Annotated in this window: 18 protein-coding genes and 1 tRNA gene; 5 read left to right on the top strand and 14 right to left on the bottom strand. The window is 38.8% G+C overall.

Features of this window, described 5'->3' with window-relative positions; translation table 11 throughout:
• Positions 1-183 precede the first annotated feature (183 nt).
• Together PL8927_RS26145 and cspE are read left to right on the top strand one after the other, a co-directional pair.
• Entirely contained in the window at positions 184-1,293 is a 1,110-nt protein-coding gene (locus PL8927_RS26145) for an AAA family ATPase (RefSeq protein WP_083626817.1), read from the top strand.
• Positions 1,294-1,704: 411 nt separating this feature from the next.
• The gene (gene cspE, locus PL8927_RS26135; RefSeq protein ID WP_083626815.1) at positions 1,705-1,914 is read left to right on the top strand and encodes a transcription antiterminator/RNA stability regulator CspE; all 210 of its coding nucleotides are present in this window, start codon (positions 1,705-1,707) and stop codon (positions 1,912-1,914) included.
• Positions 1,915-2,146: 232 nt separating this feature from the next.
• On the opposite strand, the gene PL8927_RS26130 is transcribed toward cspE, so the two are convergent.
• The 9 genes from PL8927_RS26130 to PL8927_RS26090 form a co-directional block, all read right to left on the bottom strand.
• Positions 2,147-3,139 carry a permease gene (locus tag PL8927_RS26130; protein ID WP_083626813.1) on the bottom strand — a complete coding sequence of 331 codons (993 nt, stop codon included), beginning with the start codon at positions 3,137-3,139 and terminating at the stop codon, positions 2,147-2,149.
• A 17-nt stretch (positions 3,140-3,156) separates the two neighbouring features.
• A complete protein-coding gene (locus tag PL8927_RS26125; protein ID WP_083626811.1) occupies positions 3,157-3,399 on the bottom strand; it encodes a thioredoxin family protein in 243 nt (80 codons plus the stop codon).
• Positions 3,400-3,493: 94 nt separating this feature from the next.
• Positions 3,494-3,892 (bottom strand): heavy metal-responsive transcriptional regulator, encoded by a 399-nt coding sequence (locus PL8927_RS26120; RefSeq protein WP_083626809.1) that lies wholly within the window; start codon positions 3,890-3,892, stop codon positions 3,494-3,496.
• A gap of 18 nt (positions 3,893-3,910) precedes the next feature.
• The gene (locus PL8927_RS26115) at positions 3,911-5,008 is read right to left on the bottom strand and encodes a patatin-like phospholipase family protein (RefSeq protein ID WP_083626807.1); all 1,098 of its coding nucleotides are present in this window, start codon (positions 5,006-5,008) and stop codon (positions 3,911-3,913) included.
• A gap of 125 nt (positions 5,009-5,133) precedes the next feature.
• Positions 5,134-5,574: a lactoylglutathione lyase gene (gloA, locus tag PL8927_RS26110; protein ID WP_083626805.1), complete on the bottom strand. Its 441-nt coding sequence runs from the start codon at positions 5,572-5,574 to the stop codon at positions 5,134-5,136.
• 111 nt (positions 5,575-5,685) lie between these two features.
• Positions 5,686-6,474 (bottom strand): ABC transporter permease, encoded by a 789-nt coding sequence (locus tag PL8927_RS26105; RefSeq protein ID WP_083626803.1) that lies wholly within the window; start codon positions 6,472-6,474, stop codon positions 5,686-5,688.
• Positions 6,475-6,478: 4 nt separating this feature from the next.
• Positions 6,479-7,507, bottom strand: a complete 1,029-nt coding sequence (locus tag PL8927_RS26100) for a glycosyltransferase family 2 protein (protein ID WP_083626801.1) — start codon at positions 7,505-7,507, stop codon at positions 6,479-6,481.
• A 256-nt stretch (positions 7,508-7,763) separates the two neighbouring features.
• Positions 7,764-9,080, bottom strand: coding sequence for a folate/biopterin family MFS transporter (locus PL8927_RS26095; protein ID WP_083626799.1), 1,317 nt, complete (start codon positions 9,078-9,080; stop codon positions 7,764-7,766).
• A 77-nt stretch (positions 9,081-9,157) separates the two neighbouring features.
• The gene (locus PL8927_RS26090) at positions 9,158-10,009 is read right to left on the bottom strand and encodes an alpha/beta fold hydrolase (protein ID WP_083626797.1); all 852 of its coding nucleotides are present in this window, start codon (positions 10,007-10,009) and stop codon (positions 9,158-9,160) included.
• Positions 10,010-10,184: 175 nt separating this feature from the next.
• On the opposite strand from PL8927_RS26090, the gene PL8927_RS26085 reads away from it, so the two are divergent.
• The 3 genes from PL8927_RS26085 to PL8927_RS26075 all read left to right on the top strand — a co-directional run bounded on the left by PL8927_RS26085 (position 10,185) and on the right by PL8927_RS26075 (position 12,406).
• A complete protein-coding gene (locus PL8927_RS26085; RefSeq protein WP_083626887.1) occupies positions 10,185-10,733 on the top strand; it encodes an NYN domain-containing protein in 549 nt (182 codons plus the stop codon).
• 122 nt (positions 10,734-10,855) lie between these two features.
• Positions 10,856-10,927, top strand: a tRNA-Asn gene (locus tag PL8927_RS26080).
• A 123-nt stretch (positions 10,928-11,050) separates the two neighbouring features.
• Entirely contained in the window at positions 11,051-12,406 is a 1,356-nt protein-coding gene (locus PL8927_RS26075) for a DUF3370 domain-containing protein (protein ID WP_083626886.1), read from the top strand.
• 68 nt (positions 12,407-12,474) lie between these two features.
• Here the strand turns inward: PL8927_RS26075 and PL8927_RS26070 are convergent, their stop codons facing one another.
• The 5 genes from PL8927_RS26070 to PL8927_RS26050 all read right to left on the bottom strand — a co-directional run bounded on the left by PL8927_RS26070 (position 12,475) and on the right by PL8927_RS26050 (position 16,733).
• Positions 12,475-12,810 (bottom strand): DUF433 domain-containing protein, encoded by a 336-nt coding sequence (locus PL8927_RS26070; RefSeq protein WP_083626794.1) that lies wholly within the window; start codon positions 12,808-12,810, stop codon positions 12,475-12,477.
• 113 nt (positions 12,811-12,923) lie between these two features.
• The gene (locus PL8927_RS26065) at positions 12,924-13,415 is read right to left on the bottom strand and encodes a DUF3368 domain-containing protein (protein WP_083626791.1); all 492 of its coding nucleotides are present in this window, start codon (positions 13,413-13,415) and stop codon (positions 12,924-12,926) included.
• The gene (locus tag PL8927_RS26060; RefSeq protein WP_083626788.1) at positions 13,416-13,700 is read right to left on the bottom strand and encodes a UPF0175 family protein; all 285 of its coding nucleotides are present in this window, start codon (positions 13,698-13,700) and stop codon (positions 13,416-13,418) included.
• 153 nt (positions 13,701-13,853) lie between these two features.
• Entirely contained in the window at positions 13,854-14,351 is a 498-nt protein-coding gene (locus PL8927_RS26055; protein WP_083626786.1) for a hypothetical protein, read from the bottom strand.
• Positions 14,352-14,633: 282 nt separating this feature from the next.
• Positions 14,634-16,733, bottom strand: a complete 2,100-nt coding sequence (locus PL8927_RS26050) for a single-stranded-DNA-specific exonuclease RecJ (RefSeq protein ID WP_083626784.1) — start codon at positions 16,731-16,733, stop codon at positions 14,634-14,636.
• Positions 16,734-17,038: the final 305 nt, after the last annotated feature.

Here is a 17,038-nt window from a genome sequence, read left to right as displayed (position 1 = left end):
ACTGTTAACTGTTGACTGTTGACTGTTGACTGTTGACTGTTGACTGTTGACCGACAACCCAATTACTGACCTCATTTTAACTATATTTGGGTGCAATCCGTTAATTGATGTAGGATCGATGCAGAAAGGGCGATCACGTCCATAGCCTCAAAACTTTAGTAGATCCGGTGGAGTAATTTTAAAATGATCCAAAGGCTATATATCCATAACTTTAGATGCTTAGAAAATTTTGAACTGAGCTTAAAGGATATGTCATCGGCTTTATTAATTGGTAAAAATGGAGTGGGGAAATCAACAATTTCTGATGTATTACAAATCTTTCAATCTATTGGTCGAGGGACGAATAGAGTTCGTGATCTAGTTAAACCCAAGGATTTCGCTCGTGGTCGCTCTGATGTGCCAATTCGCTTGGAAATAGAAGTATTACTGCACGAAAAATTATATCAATATATTTTAGCTTTTGAGTTACCAGAAAATTTTAAAGAACTTCGAGTTTTTGAAGAACAACTATTAGTTACAGGACAGCCAATTTATTCTCGAACTCAGGCTCAAGTAACCCTTCACACCAGTGGGCAAAATTCTGAGGCTCAATTTCTAGTAGATTGGCATTTAGTTGCCCTTCCTATTATTCAAGAGCAATCAGAGACAGATCCCCTTCGGATTTTCAAAACTTGGCTGGCTAGAATGATTATTTTAGCTCCCATTCCCAGCCTAATGACAGGAGATTCCGACGGTGAAACCTTGGAGCCAAACCGAGACGGTTCAAACTTTGGAGAGTGGTTTTCTGGATTACTGAGTCGCTATCCAGCAGCTTACACACAAGTTGACAAATATCTCCGAGAAGTTATTCCTGACATTCAGGATTTTTTGAATGAACAAATTGGCAAAGATTCAAAAAGCATGATTGTCCGATTTGAAGCCAATAATGCGAATCTGAGCATTGATTTTCAAGACTTATCTGATGGCGAAAAATGCTTTTTCATTTGTGCTTTCGTTTTAGCGGCTAATAAATTCTATGGCCCCCTTTTTTGCTTCTGGGACGAGCCTGATAACTATCTTTCTTTATCAGAAGTTGGGCATTTTATCATATCATTACGACGCTCATTTAACAATAATGGACAAATTTTAGTGACTTCTCATAATGTAGAAGCAATCCGAAAATTTTCGGATGAAAATACCTTTTTACTGGATCGCAAAAGCCATTTAGAGCCAACTTTAATTAGATTGCTCAGTGATATAACTTTTACAGGGGACTTAATTAATACCTTGATTTCTGGGGATATCGAAATATGAGGATTAATCGGCTCCAGAGCGGCTAAGGAGAGTCACCCATAATACTTTTGAAGGGATCGGAGAAACTCTAGCAAGAGATTGCGCCAACAATACAAATGAATTGTGGGGGCATGATCTTCTTAAACACAATAAAACTGAGTTGGATCGGATGATTTTATTAGTCAAACCTTTTCTATTTACAGGAAGAATATAAACCCTTAAAGGATTTGATTTTTATAGATCTTCTTCCCTAACTCTACTAAAAGAAAGGTTAGGATTGGTTTAAATTAAGACCCTCCTACAATAATAGCCTGTTCTTTCTGGGAATTTGATCCTTGAGTAAGCTAAACTAATAGACATATCCAAAAATTCAAATCAAACTCTTATAGAATAATGGTTTGAGGTTCATATTGTTTTCCCAAAGGTTAAAACATGACTAAAATTTCCGGTCAGATCAAATGGTTCAACGAGTCAAAAGGCTTTGGTTTCATTACCCCAGCCGATGGCTCTAAAGATATCTTCGTACATTTCTCGGCGATTCAAAGCACTGGCTTTAAAACTCTAGCTGAAGGCCAGCGTGTGGAATTCGATATCCAACAGGGTCAGAAAGGCCCCTCGGCAGTGAATGTGACTATCATCTAAGACTTGATCGCGGCTTTTCCTAGATAATTCCCCGGTGTGATCACTGATCTTATAGAGCGATCGCCCCGATAGTAGCTAACCCAAAAACTTTAAGCAGACCGACGTTGATGACCTCCGTGTGTTCCATCATCGTTGTGTCTGGCTGCTGGGCGATGCCGATTATTGTGATTTTGTTTTACCTGGACTAGATACGAGAATCCCACCCCTTTAGCGTAGCGTAGGGGTGGGAGTGTCAAACAAACAGAGCATTGAATAAATAACCAATACTGATAATTCCCAGCGTCATCAAACTAATAAAAACAGCTAAAAGTTGAGGACGAAGAACCTTTCTGAGAATGACTATTTCAGGAAAGGAAAGGGCTGTTACAGCCATTGTAAATGCTAAGACTGTTCCGAGGGGCATTCCTTTATTAACCAATGCTTCTGTAATTGGCATTACCCCGGCAATATTGGCATAGAGAGGTACACCTAAAATCACAGCAACGGGAACCGCGAAGGGATTATTAACCCCGGCTATTTGAGTGATTAAATTCGTGGGAAGATAGCCATGAATGATCGCACCAATCGCAATTCCTACGACAACATAAACCCAAACAGATTGGACAATTTGGCTCGACTGAAACCATCCCTGTTGAAAGCGTTGTTTCCAGGTTAAGGTTTCTGACTCAAGGTGATCCTCTGAATATAATTCTTGTCGGGATTTCTGGAGTTCCCAAACAAAAGGTTCAACCCATTTTTCTAATTTGAGTTCTCCGATAATATATCCGGCTGCGATCGCTAATCCTACCCCAAAACCAATATATAATAGTGTTACCTTCAACCCAAATAATCCCCACAGCAAAATCACAGCCACTTCATTAACCATGGGTGCGGAAATCAGATAGGAAAATGTCACGCCGAGAGGAACACCAGCCTCCAAAAATCCAATAAATAAAGGAACCGCAGAACAGGAACAAAAGGGCGTAATAATCCCAACCGTAGCCGCCAATATATTCCCCCCTAATGTCCGTTTACCTTCTAAAAGTTTTCGCACTTTCTCCGGTTCTAAAAAGCTTTGAAATGTCCCAACGATAAAGCTAATTACTATTAGCAAGGTTAATATTTTAGGGACATCATAGAGGAAAAAATGTAAGCTGGCTCCCAGATGAGATTCTATTGATAAACCCAACAGTTGCGTCACAATCTGGGTAGCCAACCAGTCAAAAAGATAAAAGGGATCGAACATAATTTATCCTTCGATTTTTAAACTGATAGTAGCGGTTGAATCTCTGCGGGAGTGAGCACTTTTCCTTTACTCACAACTTTGCCATTCACGACTAATGCGGGGGTAGACATTACCCCACGTTTAGCAATTTCGATGGGGTCAGTAATATGCAGCACGTCTGCATTGAGATTGAGGGAGGCGAGCGCTTCCTGAGTATTGGCTTCTAACTGCTGACATTTTTTACAACCTGTTCCTAAGACTTCAATCTTGATCGTATTCATGACTTAACTCCTTTTCTTTATAGAGGGTTAGGGGGTTAAGTCCTAGAATAATCCCTATACATGAGTATAAGGTCAAGGGTTTTTAGAAATTTTTTCAATCTTTTTCCAGAACGATACATTGATGAGTCGGATCAGGATGGTCAAAATTGCGATGACATTGTTCTAATAATGGCAATAACTCATCGTGGAGGGTCTGCAATTTGTGGATATTTTCTTGAATATCTTGAATTTTTTGGCTGAGTCGGTCATAGACCGCTTGACAGGTGAGTTCTCCCCCATCTTTTAACACTAAAATATCTTTAATTTCTTCTAAACTTAACCCCAAAGATTTAGCGCGAGTAATAAAAACAATCCGCTCTATATCTTCCTGGGTATAAAGCCGATACCCTGCAACCGTGCGTTGGGGAGAGGGAATTAATTTAATCCGCTCGTAAAAGTATAACGTTTGGGGATTAAGTCCCAAACGACGGGAAACTTCACCGACTTGGAACATTAAACTCGCTCCCTATTGTTACTTCAAACCCATCTGTTTTAATCGGGTTTCAATAAATTTTTTACCTTGTTTTTCCCCGTCTTGAATCAACCGATTAATCATTTCTGGAGAGCGATCTAATTTACTTTCATAATTCAATATTTTGGCTAAATCTTCAGACATTTCAATCATGGGGATATGGTAATCCCGGTCGGGATCATCAGGAAAAGATTTAGGAATTTTCATCGGTTCTTTCACATCAATTTGGGCGAGAAATTCCTCGTTAAATGCTCCCATTAAAAAGAGATTATTGAGATTTTCAATTTCACCGAGGCTCTGAAATAAAGAGAGATTTCCCTCTAATTCATTACGGCGATCGGCAATATCATCGGGGGCTGTGGGGATTTTATCGCGGGTTGTGGGATTAATTTTAATTACCCAAATTTCCTGGGGAAGATTGGCAATTCCGACAAAATTGCTTTTAATCAAAGAATCAATCGGTGGATTATCAGAAAAAAGTCCGTCCCAATAAGCCATTTCTTCAATAGAAACGGCAGGGAAAAGGTTAGGTATGCAAGCAGAAGCCAAGATATGTTCGAGTTTAATAGCTTCTTGATAGGAGTTGAATTTATGTAATCGGCCTGTGAGGATATTACAAGCGCCGATCAGTAAGATTGGCGGTTCAGGTTGCATACCCCAAGTCGCTAATTCTGAGAAATCAATATGGGCTCCTAGTAATTCCTCAAAATTGGTAAATCGACTCCGTAAACCTTGGGTCGAAAAGGAAAACCAAGCTTTAACGATGGGGGAATAAGGACTTAAATTGTACTGAGGAATTTTCCCTTTACTGACCCATTCCAAAGTTTTAATCGCAAAGTCATTGAAAAACTTTTCTTGAGAAGTTTGGGCTGTATTATCTTCCCAAAAGTCGATCAGTCGTTTCCAAATAATATCATCCCCTTTTTTCAGGGCATACCAGATCAGGAATGCACAGATGGCACCTCCAGAGGTTCCACTTAAGCTGACAATATTAAAATAATCCTGAATCTTGTTTTCAAATAAAGCTTTAAAGACACCCGCCGTGAAAGCGGTTTGGCTTCCTCCTCCCTGACAAGCGATCGCAATTTTGGGCTTCATAATAGGATTTCTTCTAAAGGTTTTCGGACTAATGGGTTCAAGGCTGGAGAAGTTTAATTTGATCAAAACCAGTATATCTTATTGATTTCCCCTCCTATGATGAAGGGGAGGGATAGGATGGGGTTTTATGAAGATGCTGTAGACGCAGTAACAGGTGTTTCTTTGTCCGAATTTGATCCTTGAGTTCCTAACTGAATTAACTCAATTTTATAACTATCTGGATCTTCAACAAATGCAATCACAGTGCTTCCGTGTTTCATGGGGCCAGGTTCACGGGTAATTTTACCACCTGCGGCTCTAATTTGTTCACAAGTCTGGTAAATATCATCGACACCAAGGGCAATATGACCATAACCTGTACCGATTTCATAGTGTTCGACACCCCAGTTATAGGTTAACTCAATGACGCTATGATCGGATTCATCGCCATACCCCACAAATGCTAAGGTAAATTCACCCCCTGGATAGTCTTTTTGACGCAGCAGTTTCATTCCTAAAATATCGCAGTAAAATTTTAGAGATCGGTCTAGGTTTCCTACTCGTAACATTGTGTGAAGGAGTCTCATCGTTGGTATGTTCCTAATAATTGATTGAAAATAGCTTTATTGATCTTAATACAAGAACAATTAAATTGTAGTAAGCCCTTTAGGGCTAAGAGAGTCCTGAAGGACTCACTACTAGGCTCCCATTCCTGAATATTGTTTTAATCCTTGTTTCCATAACCAACGGTTAGCAATAAAAAATATAGTTCCCCAAAAGAACATTGTTAATAGACTGCGAAATATATCAATGGGAAATCCTACAATAATAGAAGCGGGAAAATAAACCAGGTAGGGAAAGGGTGTCCATAATGTTATTTCCCGAATCAAGGGAGGAAACACGTCTAACGGTGCAATAATTCCTGATAAAAATAGATAGGGTAAATACCAAATTTGTTCAATGGCACTGGCTCGTTCTGTCCAGAAGGAAAATAGAGCAAAGGTATATTGAATAATAAATCGCAGCATAAAAGCTAGAATTAATGTTAACAAAAACAATAAAAATTGTCCTAAACTGGGTATCCAAAATGATTGAGGATAGAGGGAAAAAAATAAAATAATTAGCCCTATAATAAAGGGAAGACGGGCAAATCGTTCGGCAATATGGCTGAGAAAATGATGCCAAACTGGATCAATAGGTTGTAATAATCGCGGGGAAAGTTTTCCTTGAATAACTTCTTTTTCAAATTCCCAAATCACCCAAACCACATTAGCTTGTCGAACAACAAATGCGGCCAAAAAATATCGAGCAAATTCAATATCACTCAGTTCAATATTACCTGTTTGGGAGGCTTTAATCCAAATTCCCATTAAAATAAATGGTAAAGAACCGGATAAAGCCCACAAAAATAATTCGGCTCGATATTCTACCATGTAAGCATAGTATGTCACTATTAAAGTTTGAGCGATTTTAAAAATATGTCTCATAGAATTATTCAATTAAAATATTTTTCTTGACTAAAACTTCTGCTTCTTTATTTTCCCTGAATATTTGTTTTAATTTTGAAGCAGGTTGTTTTCGATTTAAAATAGAGGATAGTAATAATTTCCAACCTTGAAGAGAAAACACCGATGTTGAGCAAAAATAACAAGCATTCCGAAGTTTAGCTTTTTTGAGAGCCACAATACTCCAATGCAATTTCAGATAATCACGGATATGTTCGAGGTTAGGAAGTCGGATATGATGTTTTTGATGAACCCGGTGATAAATTTTTTCCTTAATTAAAATATTAGCATCTAGTCGTTTTTCCAGAGATATTTTTTGATTATAAGCTCCCGGCCAAATCGTTCGATAAGCTAAACATTGATTAATAAAAATTGCATCTCCAAATTGAGCAATTTTAATCCAAGAATCAATATCATCACAATTAATATCTAAACTCGAATCCCATCCCCCAGAATTGAGAAACGCATCTCTACGATAAGCAACTTGAATGGGGGTTCCAAAGGGCACTTGTTCTAATAACATTCCATAGTGAATATCTTCCTGGGGGATATAATAAACTGTGCCAGGGCCACTGATGCGAGTTCGACTTAATTCTAAGCCATTAGGATCTACTTGAGCCGATTGACAGGAACAAATCACCGCCTGTAAGGATGAATTTTGATTAACTTTGGTTTGATAAGTTGTGATTGCTTTGATCATTTCTTCAATGCAATTCACCGCTAAATAATCATCATCATCGACTGGTTTAATCCAATCTCCTGAAGCAGCCGCAACCCCGGCATTCATCGTCATAGAATGACCTTGGTTAGACTGATTTCGATAATAAACTAAACGATCATCTCCTTGTTGAACTAAGGAAGCAGATAAAGCGCGAACATACTCTTCTGTTTCATCGGAAGAACAATCGTCAGCAACCACAACTTCACAGGACACGGTTTGATTCAATGCAGAATCAATTGCCCGTTTTAGTAAAGCAAGTCGGTTATAGGTTGTAATGACGATGCTAAACTTCATCGGATTCCCTCGCTTAAGAGTTTGCTGATTCCGTTTTTATCAGCCTAACACAGAAGACCCGTATCTGTTGACTGCCGGGTGAAAGATCAATTTTAATTTATTCTTCACCGAAAGGATCAGCAATATGCTTGTTCTATTTTTCCTGTAAATGTTCTAATCTTTTTTGACCCCTTTGATCCCAAGGATAGCAAAAAGTGAATTTTTAGCAGAATACATAGGATTGAATATAACCTGTTAATCCAATAACATGATATTTTTAGGGTTCACTTTCTGCACTACTATTGGGTAACCAATGAATTAAAGGCAGTGGGAATAAAGTGCTAAGATTCGTGACAATTACCAGTAACCATAATTGATTAAAGTTTTTTTCAGTAATCCCAAACCAATGGGTTAGTAAAGCCCCTAATTCATAAGAAATTAATCCCGCTAAATTAGAAACTGACATTAATAAGGCAAATAATGTAGCTTCTACCCCCGGCGGACATAAACGGGCGGCTAAAACTAACACAGGCATATAGGCAATTTGCCCCATAACTGCTAAAATCAAACTATCCCCTAAACTAAACCAATGATCATCAATACCGAGGGTACGGTTAGTGTGGGTTACTAATAGCAACATGGTCATTCCCAACACCGTTGAAATAATCGTTGACCAAAAAAAGATTGTCCGAAATGGAAGAGACTTAAAAAATCGTTGAAACAGCCAAACTCCGATTAAGGATGCCATGCTCGTTACTAAACGAACTCGCCCTAAAAATTCCGGTTGAAATCCTAATTCATTGGTGGTAAAAAAGAAAAAGGCAGCATCAGCCGTTGGTGTGGCTTGCCAAACAAAAACAAAGGCTGTAGGCAACCAGATTGATTTTTGGGTTATGGCTTGACGGAGGTTTTTAATTTGCTGTTTGACGGTTTGCCAATTAGAGTATTGATTCTGAAATTCTTCGGCAATTAATCCCCCCACTAAGGATACAATTAAGGGAAATGTTGCTGTAATTAAAAATATCGTTTGTGGGGAAAATTTTTCTAATAAAAAACCACTGAAATAGGCTGTAATTAATCCCCCGAAAGCCGATGCTCCCCAACAAACTGATTGTAGTGAACCAATATTACTAATAGATTCATGACGCGCCCGTTCTACAACTAAAGAATCTACAATCACATCGCTCACAGCAACGGAAAGGGAACTCAATGCAATTACCGCCGTAGCAGCCCAAGGAGTGTGAACAATTGTCCCTAGCGCCACCCAGGATAACGTCCCCAATAGTCCCGATAGGATTAAATAAGGACGCCGACGATAGCCAAAAATGGGTAAGCCATCGGAAATGAACCCGAATAAAGGTTTTACTACCCAAGGAATAGCCACAATTCCCAGTAAAACCGATACCTCGGCCGGACTCATCGCCAATTCATCCTTGAGGAAAAAACTCACCCCTAAACGAGCGAGTCCTAAAATTCCCTGAACAAGGTACACCAACAAAATGGCGATCAGTTCTGAGGTTAGCTCATTGTCAAAAAATATTGTTTTCTTAAAAAATTGCTTGAAGTTGTCGATGCTGCTTGAAGTCATCAGGATTTGGTAAAGAAATATTAAGCAATGTGAATCTATCTATGATAGCCTGTTGACCCCAAGTGGAGGTATGGGAAAAGGGTCTAATACTGAGTCAGAATGCTTTTGATGTGATCGACTACGGCATGAGTTTGTTCCACCATTGCTAAATGTCCACAATTCGGGATTTCAATTACATTGTTATCCCCTTGACGAAATAGCCAATGAAAACTAGCTAAATGGCGAACATATTGCGGTTCCATAATTACATCTTGCAGTCCCGCCAGAAAATAAACGGGTTGTTGCAGTCGAGAGACCACCTGCGGTAAACGATGCACTTCCGCTTCAGTGGTGGAATCTAATAATGCTCCTAATGCAGCTTCAGGATGGGCGATGACAAAATCGATTAACCGTTGTCGTCCCCAGCGTTGTTGAATTGGACAAGCCACTTGAGCGCGCGTAAAGATTAAATCCAATAGGGGTAAATAACACAGCCATCGCGGGCGAAACTTAACAATTTTTTCTCCCACGGAACGAAATTTTTCAAATTCCTCTTTTAAGTAAATTCCCCCGCCCGCGTTAACACAAATCACGCCTTTTACTTCTTTGGGAAGTTTGTCCGCACCTAAAAGGGCAATAGTTCCCCCCAGAGAATGACCCACTAACCAAGCATGGTTTAGGTTTAGGGTGTCCAATAAAATCGCTAAATCTTCAGCGTAGGAAATGGGGGTATAAACCGCGAGTCGTAATGGATGTCCCGCCAACATTTGAGAATCCCCAAATCCCCGTAAATCATAAGATAAACATTGATATTGGGGGGATAACAGGTCGATGACGGGTTGCCAATAATGACGACTCAATAACCAACCGTGAATAAAAACGAGCACGTCACCCGATGAGGTGGGCGACGTCAATTCGTAAGTGTGTTTGACTCCCTGGATATCGATAGTAGCCATAATCCTATCGTATCCTGAAATGTACTTGGCATTAATTAGTAATCCGCTTAACCGGGAACAAGGAACAGTTAACCGTTAACTCTATAGTTCTGTGATATTATGTAAAGAAAAAATGGATTCTGGGCGGTTTCTGATTTGTCGTCCAACCCATACAAGTTTATTTCAAAATCGAACCATGAGTAGTTCCCTCGCTAAAGCTGTCTTATTTGTAGATGGCTATAACATTATTGGAATATGGCCTCTATTGCGACAGAAACGCGATGGTGACGGGATGGAAGAAGCCCGTAGGCACTTGATTGAAACTTTAGTAGACTACAGTGCCTTTGAAGGGTTGGACGCTCGCATTGTGTTTGACGCCCACTATCAAAATACTCCCAGTTTCAGTGAAACCATTACCCGCAATGTGTCGATTCATTATACCGGTTTTGGGCAAACCGCAGATACTTATATTGAAAAACTCTGTGCGTCTTTGGGACGTCAATTACGGTTGTCCCGACGTCGATTAATTGTAGCCACCTCAGACCGCGCTCAACAGTTGACGGTCACGGGGTATGGGGCTGAGTGCCTGTCCGCCGAACAATTAGCCGAAGTGGTGGAAGCCACAACCCGATGTCGCCAACGCCGTCATCAACCCCGGAAGCAATCTTCTAGTCGTTTCTTAGCCAGTTCTTTGGATGCAGAATCTCAAAACCGTCTCGCTCGGTTGAGAATGGGCTTAAAATAGTCTCCATAAAGGCTTTTCAGCGTTTAAAATCAAACTTCAAAAAAATTTTTTCAAAAAGGCTTGCGAAATTCTAGGGTTTGGCGCTACTATAAGTAACTGTGGCTAAAAGAGAGACACAACGTTCCTCGGTAGCTCAGTGGTAGAGCGGTCGGCTGTTAACCGATTGGTCGTAGGTTCGAATCCCACCCGAGGAGTTTAACAAAATAATCTTAGAAGATCAGATCATATTCTAACCTGATCTGATACTTTGAACCTATATCCTGCATTTCTATTGAGAAACGTAGGATATTGTTCTGTCTATTCTAATCACCAGGATGATATTACCCCTATTTCTCAGTTTAACTTTATTCGCCCAAGCCGCCCCTCCGGCGCGTGAAATTGTACAACCTCAAGAGGTGCGACCGTTACCCGGACAATTAGATCAAATACCAGTTTTTAATAGTAATAGTCCTGAACTAATTTTAAACGAAGGAATTTTACTGTCAACCTTTCCAAAAACCGATAAAAAACAACCGGAAGCGCACTTAAATTTTCCCTTTAAAGGCAAATTTGATATTTTTGCCCACCATGTTGCTAAACCTCCTCAAGAAAACGATTTAAGAACCCTTTATTTAGGAATATTAGCTTATAATCCAGGGAACAAACCCGTTACTATTTCTATTTTACAAGCTGCCAGTTATTTAAGTCAACCCGATGCGCCTTTTATTCCCCTAGATGCTGTTTTAGATAATCCTAATGGGGCTATTTATGCAGGGCCAGGAAGTCGGGTGATGAATGATATTTTAAGGGGAAAACGACAACCTGAATTTGTTGAAAAAATTATTATTCCGCCCCAAAGTAGTCGTCTATTATTAAATGCACCTATTCCCGTTAAAAATTTAGAACCTCCCTTAAATGGTCGGTCTACCTTAATGCGTTTAGAAAGTGATGGAGACGTTTATATTGCCAGTTTAGCCAAATATGCAACAGTGCAACAAAATAGAACAGAAATCGCACCAACATTAACAGACTGGGAACAATTATTAAAATTAGGAACATTAGTAACACCGCGCGATCGCACTCCCACCCCCCCGAATACAAATCCTCAACAAATCATTTATGGACGAGTCGCCGGAGTTGCATTAGGTTCTCGTTGGAATGGTAATATTGTTGATACTAATGGTTCTATTTTAACCATTCCTAAACCCGGAGAAGCTTTTTCTTATCCGATTTCAACTTTACCCAGAGGACAGTTAGGAACAAATCAAATTCAAAGTGCTCCGTTAGTGGTTCGATATCCCGATACTGCTTATCAAGCTCACGGCAATTATGGCATAGAATATAACTTAAATTTACCCCTTCATAACCCCACAAATCAACCCCAAACGGTTGTTTTAACCTTACAAACTCCCATCAAAGAAGAAAAATTATCCCAACCCGGATTAAGATTTTTTGACCCTCCTGCACCTCAAGTTTTTTTCCGAGGAACAGTTAGATTTAGTTATAATAATGATCAAGGAAAATCCCAAACTCGTTATTTTCATTTAGTTCAAAAACGGGGTCAACAAGGAGAACCGTTAGTGAAATTAATCTTAAAACCCAAAGAAACTAGACCTATTAAAGTTGATTTTCTCTATCCCCCAGATGCGTCTGCTCCTCAAGTTTTGACGGTGCAAACATTACCGTTAAAATAAATCTAATATTTTTTAACTGCTCATCTAAAATTGTTAAAGCTATTACTAAAAGTTAAAGAAAATACTCTTCACATCTCATTTTCTGCTTTACGGGCAAGCAGGCGATCGCGCAAACCCTGTGGATCAAATCGTGCTTGATTCATTGCTCGAATCTCTTCAGATTGCTGCCGTCGCTGCTTTAGGTAGGTTTCTACTTCTGGTTGATGATTCAGATAAAAGGCAATAGTGCCATACACATCGCCTAGTTTCAATGATGGATATCGATAAACAATTTCCTCTGCGGTTGCCCCCTGATTAAAAGCTGCTACTACAGTATCTAACGTTACACGGGTTTTCCCAACGAGGATTACGCCGTCTTTATTGGCTTGCAGAGGAGCAACATCAGCCAGAATTGTCAGTGTCATGAGTACAATTAAGTTCGTTCAATATCTCAATAGTAGCAGACTTTTATAGTCCTATATGGAGAGCTAATAACCAGATACCAGGGATATCTTAATTACTAACTAATGGATTAGCCTCAAATCTCCTTTTCTTGTGCTAAAATTAAAACCTGCAAATAAAGCCGATCTGAAATTCTCATTCCCTGTGCTTGCATCTCATCTAAAACATCCTTAACACTATCCAACAGACCCCGACGCTTTGCCAATAATAAAACCCCCACAGTCCCAATTAAAGGTAACTTTCGACCCATAGCAACTTTCCGCGCCGCCTTTTCATCAATTAACAACTGAGAAGCCCCAATCTCCTCCGCTAAAGCAATAGCTTCCGACTCTCCTAAATCCAACTTAAACGACTGTTGTAACTCGTTAACCAATTGCTGATTATCTACTTTTACAATCTCTAACCAAGACAAATTTTGTACAATTTTTGCGGCTGGATGTTGACCTACTTGTAATTCATCAAATACACCCTGGGGAATCATAACTTTACCAAAAAGTTTCGGCAACAAATCAAGATGATTCACCTTTGCTAACTCGCTAATTGGGGTAGTATCAGAAATAATAATCATTTAAGAAATAGACTGATTTAAAATTAACTCTGCTTGTTCAACTTCTTGACGTAATTCCTCCAAAGTCTGGGAATCATCAAAAAGAGAAATACCCCATTTTTTCATCATTTCTACTACCTCTAAACGAGAAACACCCAGAATTTTACCCGCCCGTCCACTGCTGATTTCTCCTACCTCTAATAATGTCATCACATAACCTTCCTTCGCTTTTTGTAAAGCCTTTTGTCGAACTTCATCCGAAAGTTGAATACTTTCTAACTGCTCATCTAAAATTGTCAAAGCCATTACTAAAATCTCCTAACTCTATATTTTTATTTTAGTCCTTAAACTCCATCCCCTAAAATCGCCCTAATATCCGACTCTAGCACCTTTATATTAGTCAAAAAAACCTTGAGAACTTTGTCTTTACCCCTATTAATAAATAAACATTGGCTTTAACTAATAAATTTCATCTCTCCATGCCCATTCATCCCAACAATCCCAATAATTATCAGATATATATAAATCTATATCTGATAATTTTTCTAATTCCCTGTAAGATTCTGAACAGTCTACTTTTTCACGATTTAAGGCTTCTGCTATTATTTTATCTAAAAATTCAATGTAGTAAAATCCGATAGCAAATAAAATTTTCTCTTGGTCATAGTATGTCCACAATCTACTCAAATCGAAGTCTTCAATCATCTGAGATATTGTAGGTATTTCATAGATTATTCCTTCTTGGTGAAAAGTTTTAGATATGATATTTTTTTTAAAACACCAAGTACCATCAACTCTTAGAAAAATTTTAATTGTTGCAGGTTCTTCTTTTATTTCTGTACCATAATTACTAAAATAATCTAAAATAAAATTAGTAAGTGCGTCAAAAATACCTTCCTCATTAACATCATTATTTTTAATGACATTAGCTATATTAGATTTTGTTATTTTATCCATTGCAAAAACTAAAATTAATTATTTTTACTATTATAATGTTTTTTCATCAGGGGTAAGCTGTTCCGCATTTAAACTTTATATCCTAGCCAGCGTCCTCGCTGGTACTACAAGGGTTTCCCTATTTCCGAATCCCCTATTTAGATGCTTAACAGCTTATTGCAATGATTATAGTTTCCAATTATCGAGATTCCCCTTTAGGAGTGAAGTGACTTCACCCCTACACTTTTTTCGTTTCTTACTATATATCTTTCTCATTGCCCATTCCCTCTTGCCTCCTTTATATCATTCTAACGCTCTAACTGCCGCTTGAATTAAATCATAAAAAACAGGTTGAGACACATCAACGGTTTGAGCATCTTGACGACTTTTTCCTAACAGTCCAAAGCGTTGACCTTTTTGGATGGCTAATACTTCTCCTTTCTGATTCTTAATTCTCAATTCTTGGGTTTCACCAATAGCAGATAAACTGCAATAATATTGTTTATTATTATAATAAAATTCCGCACTTTTTGTCAATTGAGGTTGATAATTTTCGGGAGATTCGGGTAATCTTGCCCCAACTAATTCTAACTCAATATTGGTTTGACCGTTCCAAGTATTTTCTTTTAAATGATAGGCAATATCTAAACATTGAGGTAGGGGGTAATAGTCCCCCCAACGCCAAGCCATTGCATTAATTGTAGGTAAAGCTGTGAGTTGAGTATGGGAAAATTTATCTTGAGTTAAGGTCAGTTTAATATGACCTTTTCCGACAACTCGTTGTTGCACAATTCTCACATTCGGAGTCCAAAAGGTCGGGGCGTTATTTTCTATTCCGCAGGGATGCAATTGCTGCATTTGATCATAGAGATTAAAATTAATTTCACTTAAATTTGCTAGAGCATCAATTTTAATTAAGGGTTTGAGATGTTCTACTTCTAAACATTGATGGGCAAATTCACTTAACTGTAGTCGAAATTGATCTAAATTTTCCGCAGGGAAAGAAAACCCTCCGGCGGCTTTATGTCCTCCAAATTTATGTAGTAAATCGTGACAATATTCTAAGGCTTTAAACACATCAAATTCTAAAATTCCCCTGGCTGAACCTCGAATCATTTGGGGAGATTGCGTTGCATCTTCTTCCTGTTCGTAAGTTCCAACAAACACGGGAACGCCATATCTTTCAACTAATCGAGAGGCGACAATTCCAATCACGCCATGATGCCATTCAGGTTGTACAACGACTAACACCCGTTCTTGTTTAAAATCAATTTGTTGTTCTTCTACCCAAGCGATCGCTTCTTGTTCAATTTCTTCACATAACTGTTGCCGTTTTTGATTAATTTGTTCACATTGCATTGCCCTTTCTAAAGCAATTCCCATATTGTCTGTTGTTAATAATTCTATCACTATTTGAGGGTCTGCTAACCGTCCAATGGCATTAATTCTCGGCCCTAAACGAAAGCCAATATCATCAGGTTTTAGGGTTTTAGAAGCCGGAGGAATGATAGGATTTTCTGGCTGTTCTTCTGATTTAACTTGATATCCGGTGGAGACTCCCGCCACTTGAATTAACGCTTGAATTCCGGTTATTTGAGAATAAGGTAATAACTTTAAACCCCGTTTAACCCATCGTCGGTTAACGCCATTTAAGGGTGCTAAATCGGCAATCGTTCCTAATGTAAATAATTCTAACAAAGGATTGACTAATCCTTGAACTTTACCTATTTTTTGAGCTAAACAAATCGCTAAAACATAAGCCACTCCCACCCCGGCTAATCCTCGATAGAGAGAGAATGCAGGTAATAATTTAGGATTGAGAATAGCATCGGCTGGGGGTAATTTTTCGGGAAGATCATGGTGATCCGTAATAATAACGATTAAGTCTAATTCTTTGGCTCTAACAATGGGTTGATAGGCAGCAATTCCATTGTCAACGGTGAGGATAATTTTAACGTCTTCCTGATGGAATTCTTCAACAATACGGGTATTAATCCCATAACCTTCAGTCATGCGGCTAGGGATGGCATAATTAACATTAGCTCCTAATAGAGAAAGCGATCGCATTAATAAAGCGGTACTCGTCATTCCATCCGCATCATAATCCCCACAAATTGCGATTTTATCCCCTTGATTAATAGCAGTTTCTAACAATTCTACACTTTTTAATAAATCCTGAAATTCCTCCAAAGGAGAAGGTAAAATTTGCGATTCAGGGGTTAAAAATGCTTCTATCTGTTCCGGGGTTTCAATTCCTCGATTGATTAAAACTTGAGTCACTAAAGGGATAATTCCCGTCTCATCCGCTAATTGTTGCGCCAGGTCGGGTTGTTGGGGAAAAATATACCACCGTTGATTCGGAAGTCGGGGAGAATTAAAAGACTCTGGGGGAGAAGGTTGCACAGTGAATTAGGATTAATCGATAATAGTTTAATTGTACTCAAAAGGGGAATATTTTTATCAAAATCATGATTAATATTATATGAAATCCTTAAATTAGTGCTACAGATGGCAAGGGAACAGGGAACAGGGAACAGGGAACAGGGAATAGGGAATAGGGAATAGGGAATAGGGAATAGGGAATAGGAGGGAATAGAAAAAAGTTATTACCCACCCGATCAAGTATTTGTAGCAAACATTAAAGGATTTCATATTAGAATAATTTTCTGATCTTAACAAGGGGGAAACAGGAGATTCAAGTCCCCCTT

Source organism: Planktothrix serta PCC 8927 (assembly GCF_900010725.2).
Taxonomy (GTDB): Bacteria; Cyanobacteriota; Cyanobacteriia; order Cyanobacteriales; family Microcoleaceae; genus Planktothrix; species Planktothrix serta.
Note: the sequence above shows the minus strand (reverse complement) of the source record. Positions and strands in the feature narration are given on the sequence as shown.

What these genes read in the sequence shown, in the direction of transcription:
- PL8927_RS26145 (WP_083626817.1), top strand. Translation starts at nt 184, where the DNA reads ATGATCCAAAGGCTATATATCCATAACTTTAGATGCTTAGAAAATTTT.
- cspE (WP_083626815.1), top strand. Translation starts at nt 1,705, where the DNA reads ATGACTAAAATTTCCGGTCAGATCAAATGGTTCAACGAGTCAAAAGGC.
- PL8927_RS26130 (WP_083626813.1), bottom strand. Translation starts at nt 3,139, where the DNA reads ATGTTCGATCCCTTTTATCTTTTTGACTGGTTGGCTACCCAGATTGTG.
- PL8927_RS26125 (WP_083626811.1), bottom strand. Translation starts at nt 3,399, where the DNA reads ATGAATACGATCAAGATTGAAGTCTTAGGAACAGGTTGTAAAAAATGT.
- PL8927_RS26120 (WP_083626809.1), bottom strand. Translation starts at nt 3,892, where the DNA reads ATGTTCCAAGTCGGTGAAGTTTCCCGTCGTTTGGGACTTAATCCCCAA.
- PL8927_RS26115 (WP_083626807.1), bottom strand. Translation starts at nt 5,008, where the DNA reads ATGAAGCCCAAAATTGCGATCGCTTGTCAGGGAGGAGGAAGCCAAACC.
- gloA (WP_083626805.1), bottom strand. Translation starts at nt 5,574, where the DNA reads ATGAGACTCCTTCACACAATGTTACGAGTAGGAAACCTAGACCGATCT.
- PL8927_RS26105 (WP_083626803.1), bottom strand. Translation starts at nt 6,474, where the DNA reads ATGAGACATATTTTTAAAATCGCTCAAACTTTAATAGTGACATACTAT.
- PL8927_RS26100 (WP_083626801.1), bottom strand. Translation starts at nt 7,507, where the DNA reads ATGAAGTTTAGCATCGTCATTACAACCTATAACCGACTTGCTTTACTA.
- PL8927_RS26090 (WP_083626797.1), bottom strand. Translation starts at nt 10,009, where the DNA reads ATGGCTACTATCGATATCCAGGGAGTCAAACACACTTACGAATTGACG.
- PL8927_RS26085 (WP_083626887.1), top strand. Translation starts at nt 10,185, where the DNA reads ATGAGTAGTTCCCTCGCTAAAGCTGTCTTATTTGTAGATGGCTATAAC.
- PL8927_RS26070 (WP_083626794.1), bottom strand. Translation starts at nt 12,810, where the DNA reads ATGACACTGACAATTCTGGCTGATGTTGCTCCTCTGCAAGCCAATAAA.
- PL8927_RS26065 (WP_083626791.1), bottom strand. Translation starts at nt 13,415, where the DNA reads ATGATTATTATTTCTGATACTACCCCAATTAGCGAGTTAGCAAAGGTG.
- PL8927_RS26060 (WP_083626788.1), bottom strand. Translation starts at nt 13,700, where the DNA reads ATGGCTTTGACAATTTTAGATGAGCAGTTAGAAAGTATTCAACTTTCG.
- PL8927_RS26055 (WP_083626786.1), bottom strand. Translation starts at nt 14,351, where the DNA reads ATGGATAAAATAACAAAATCTAATATAGCTAATGTCATTAAAAATAAT.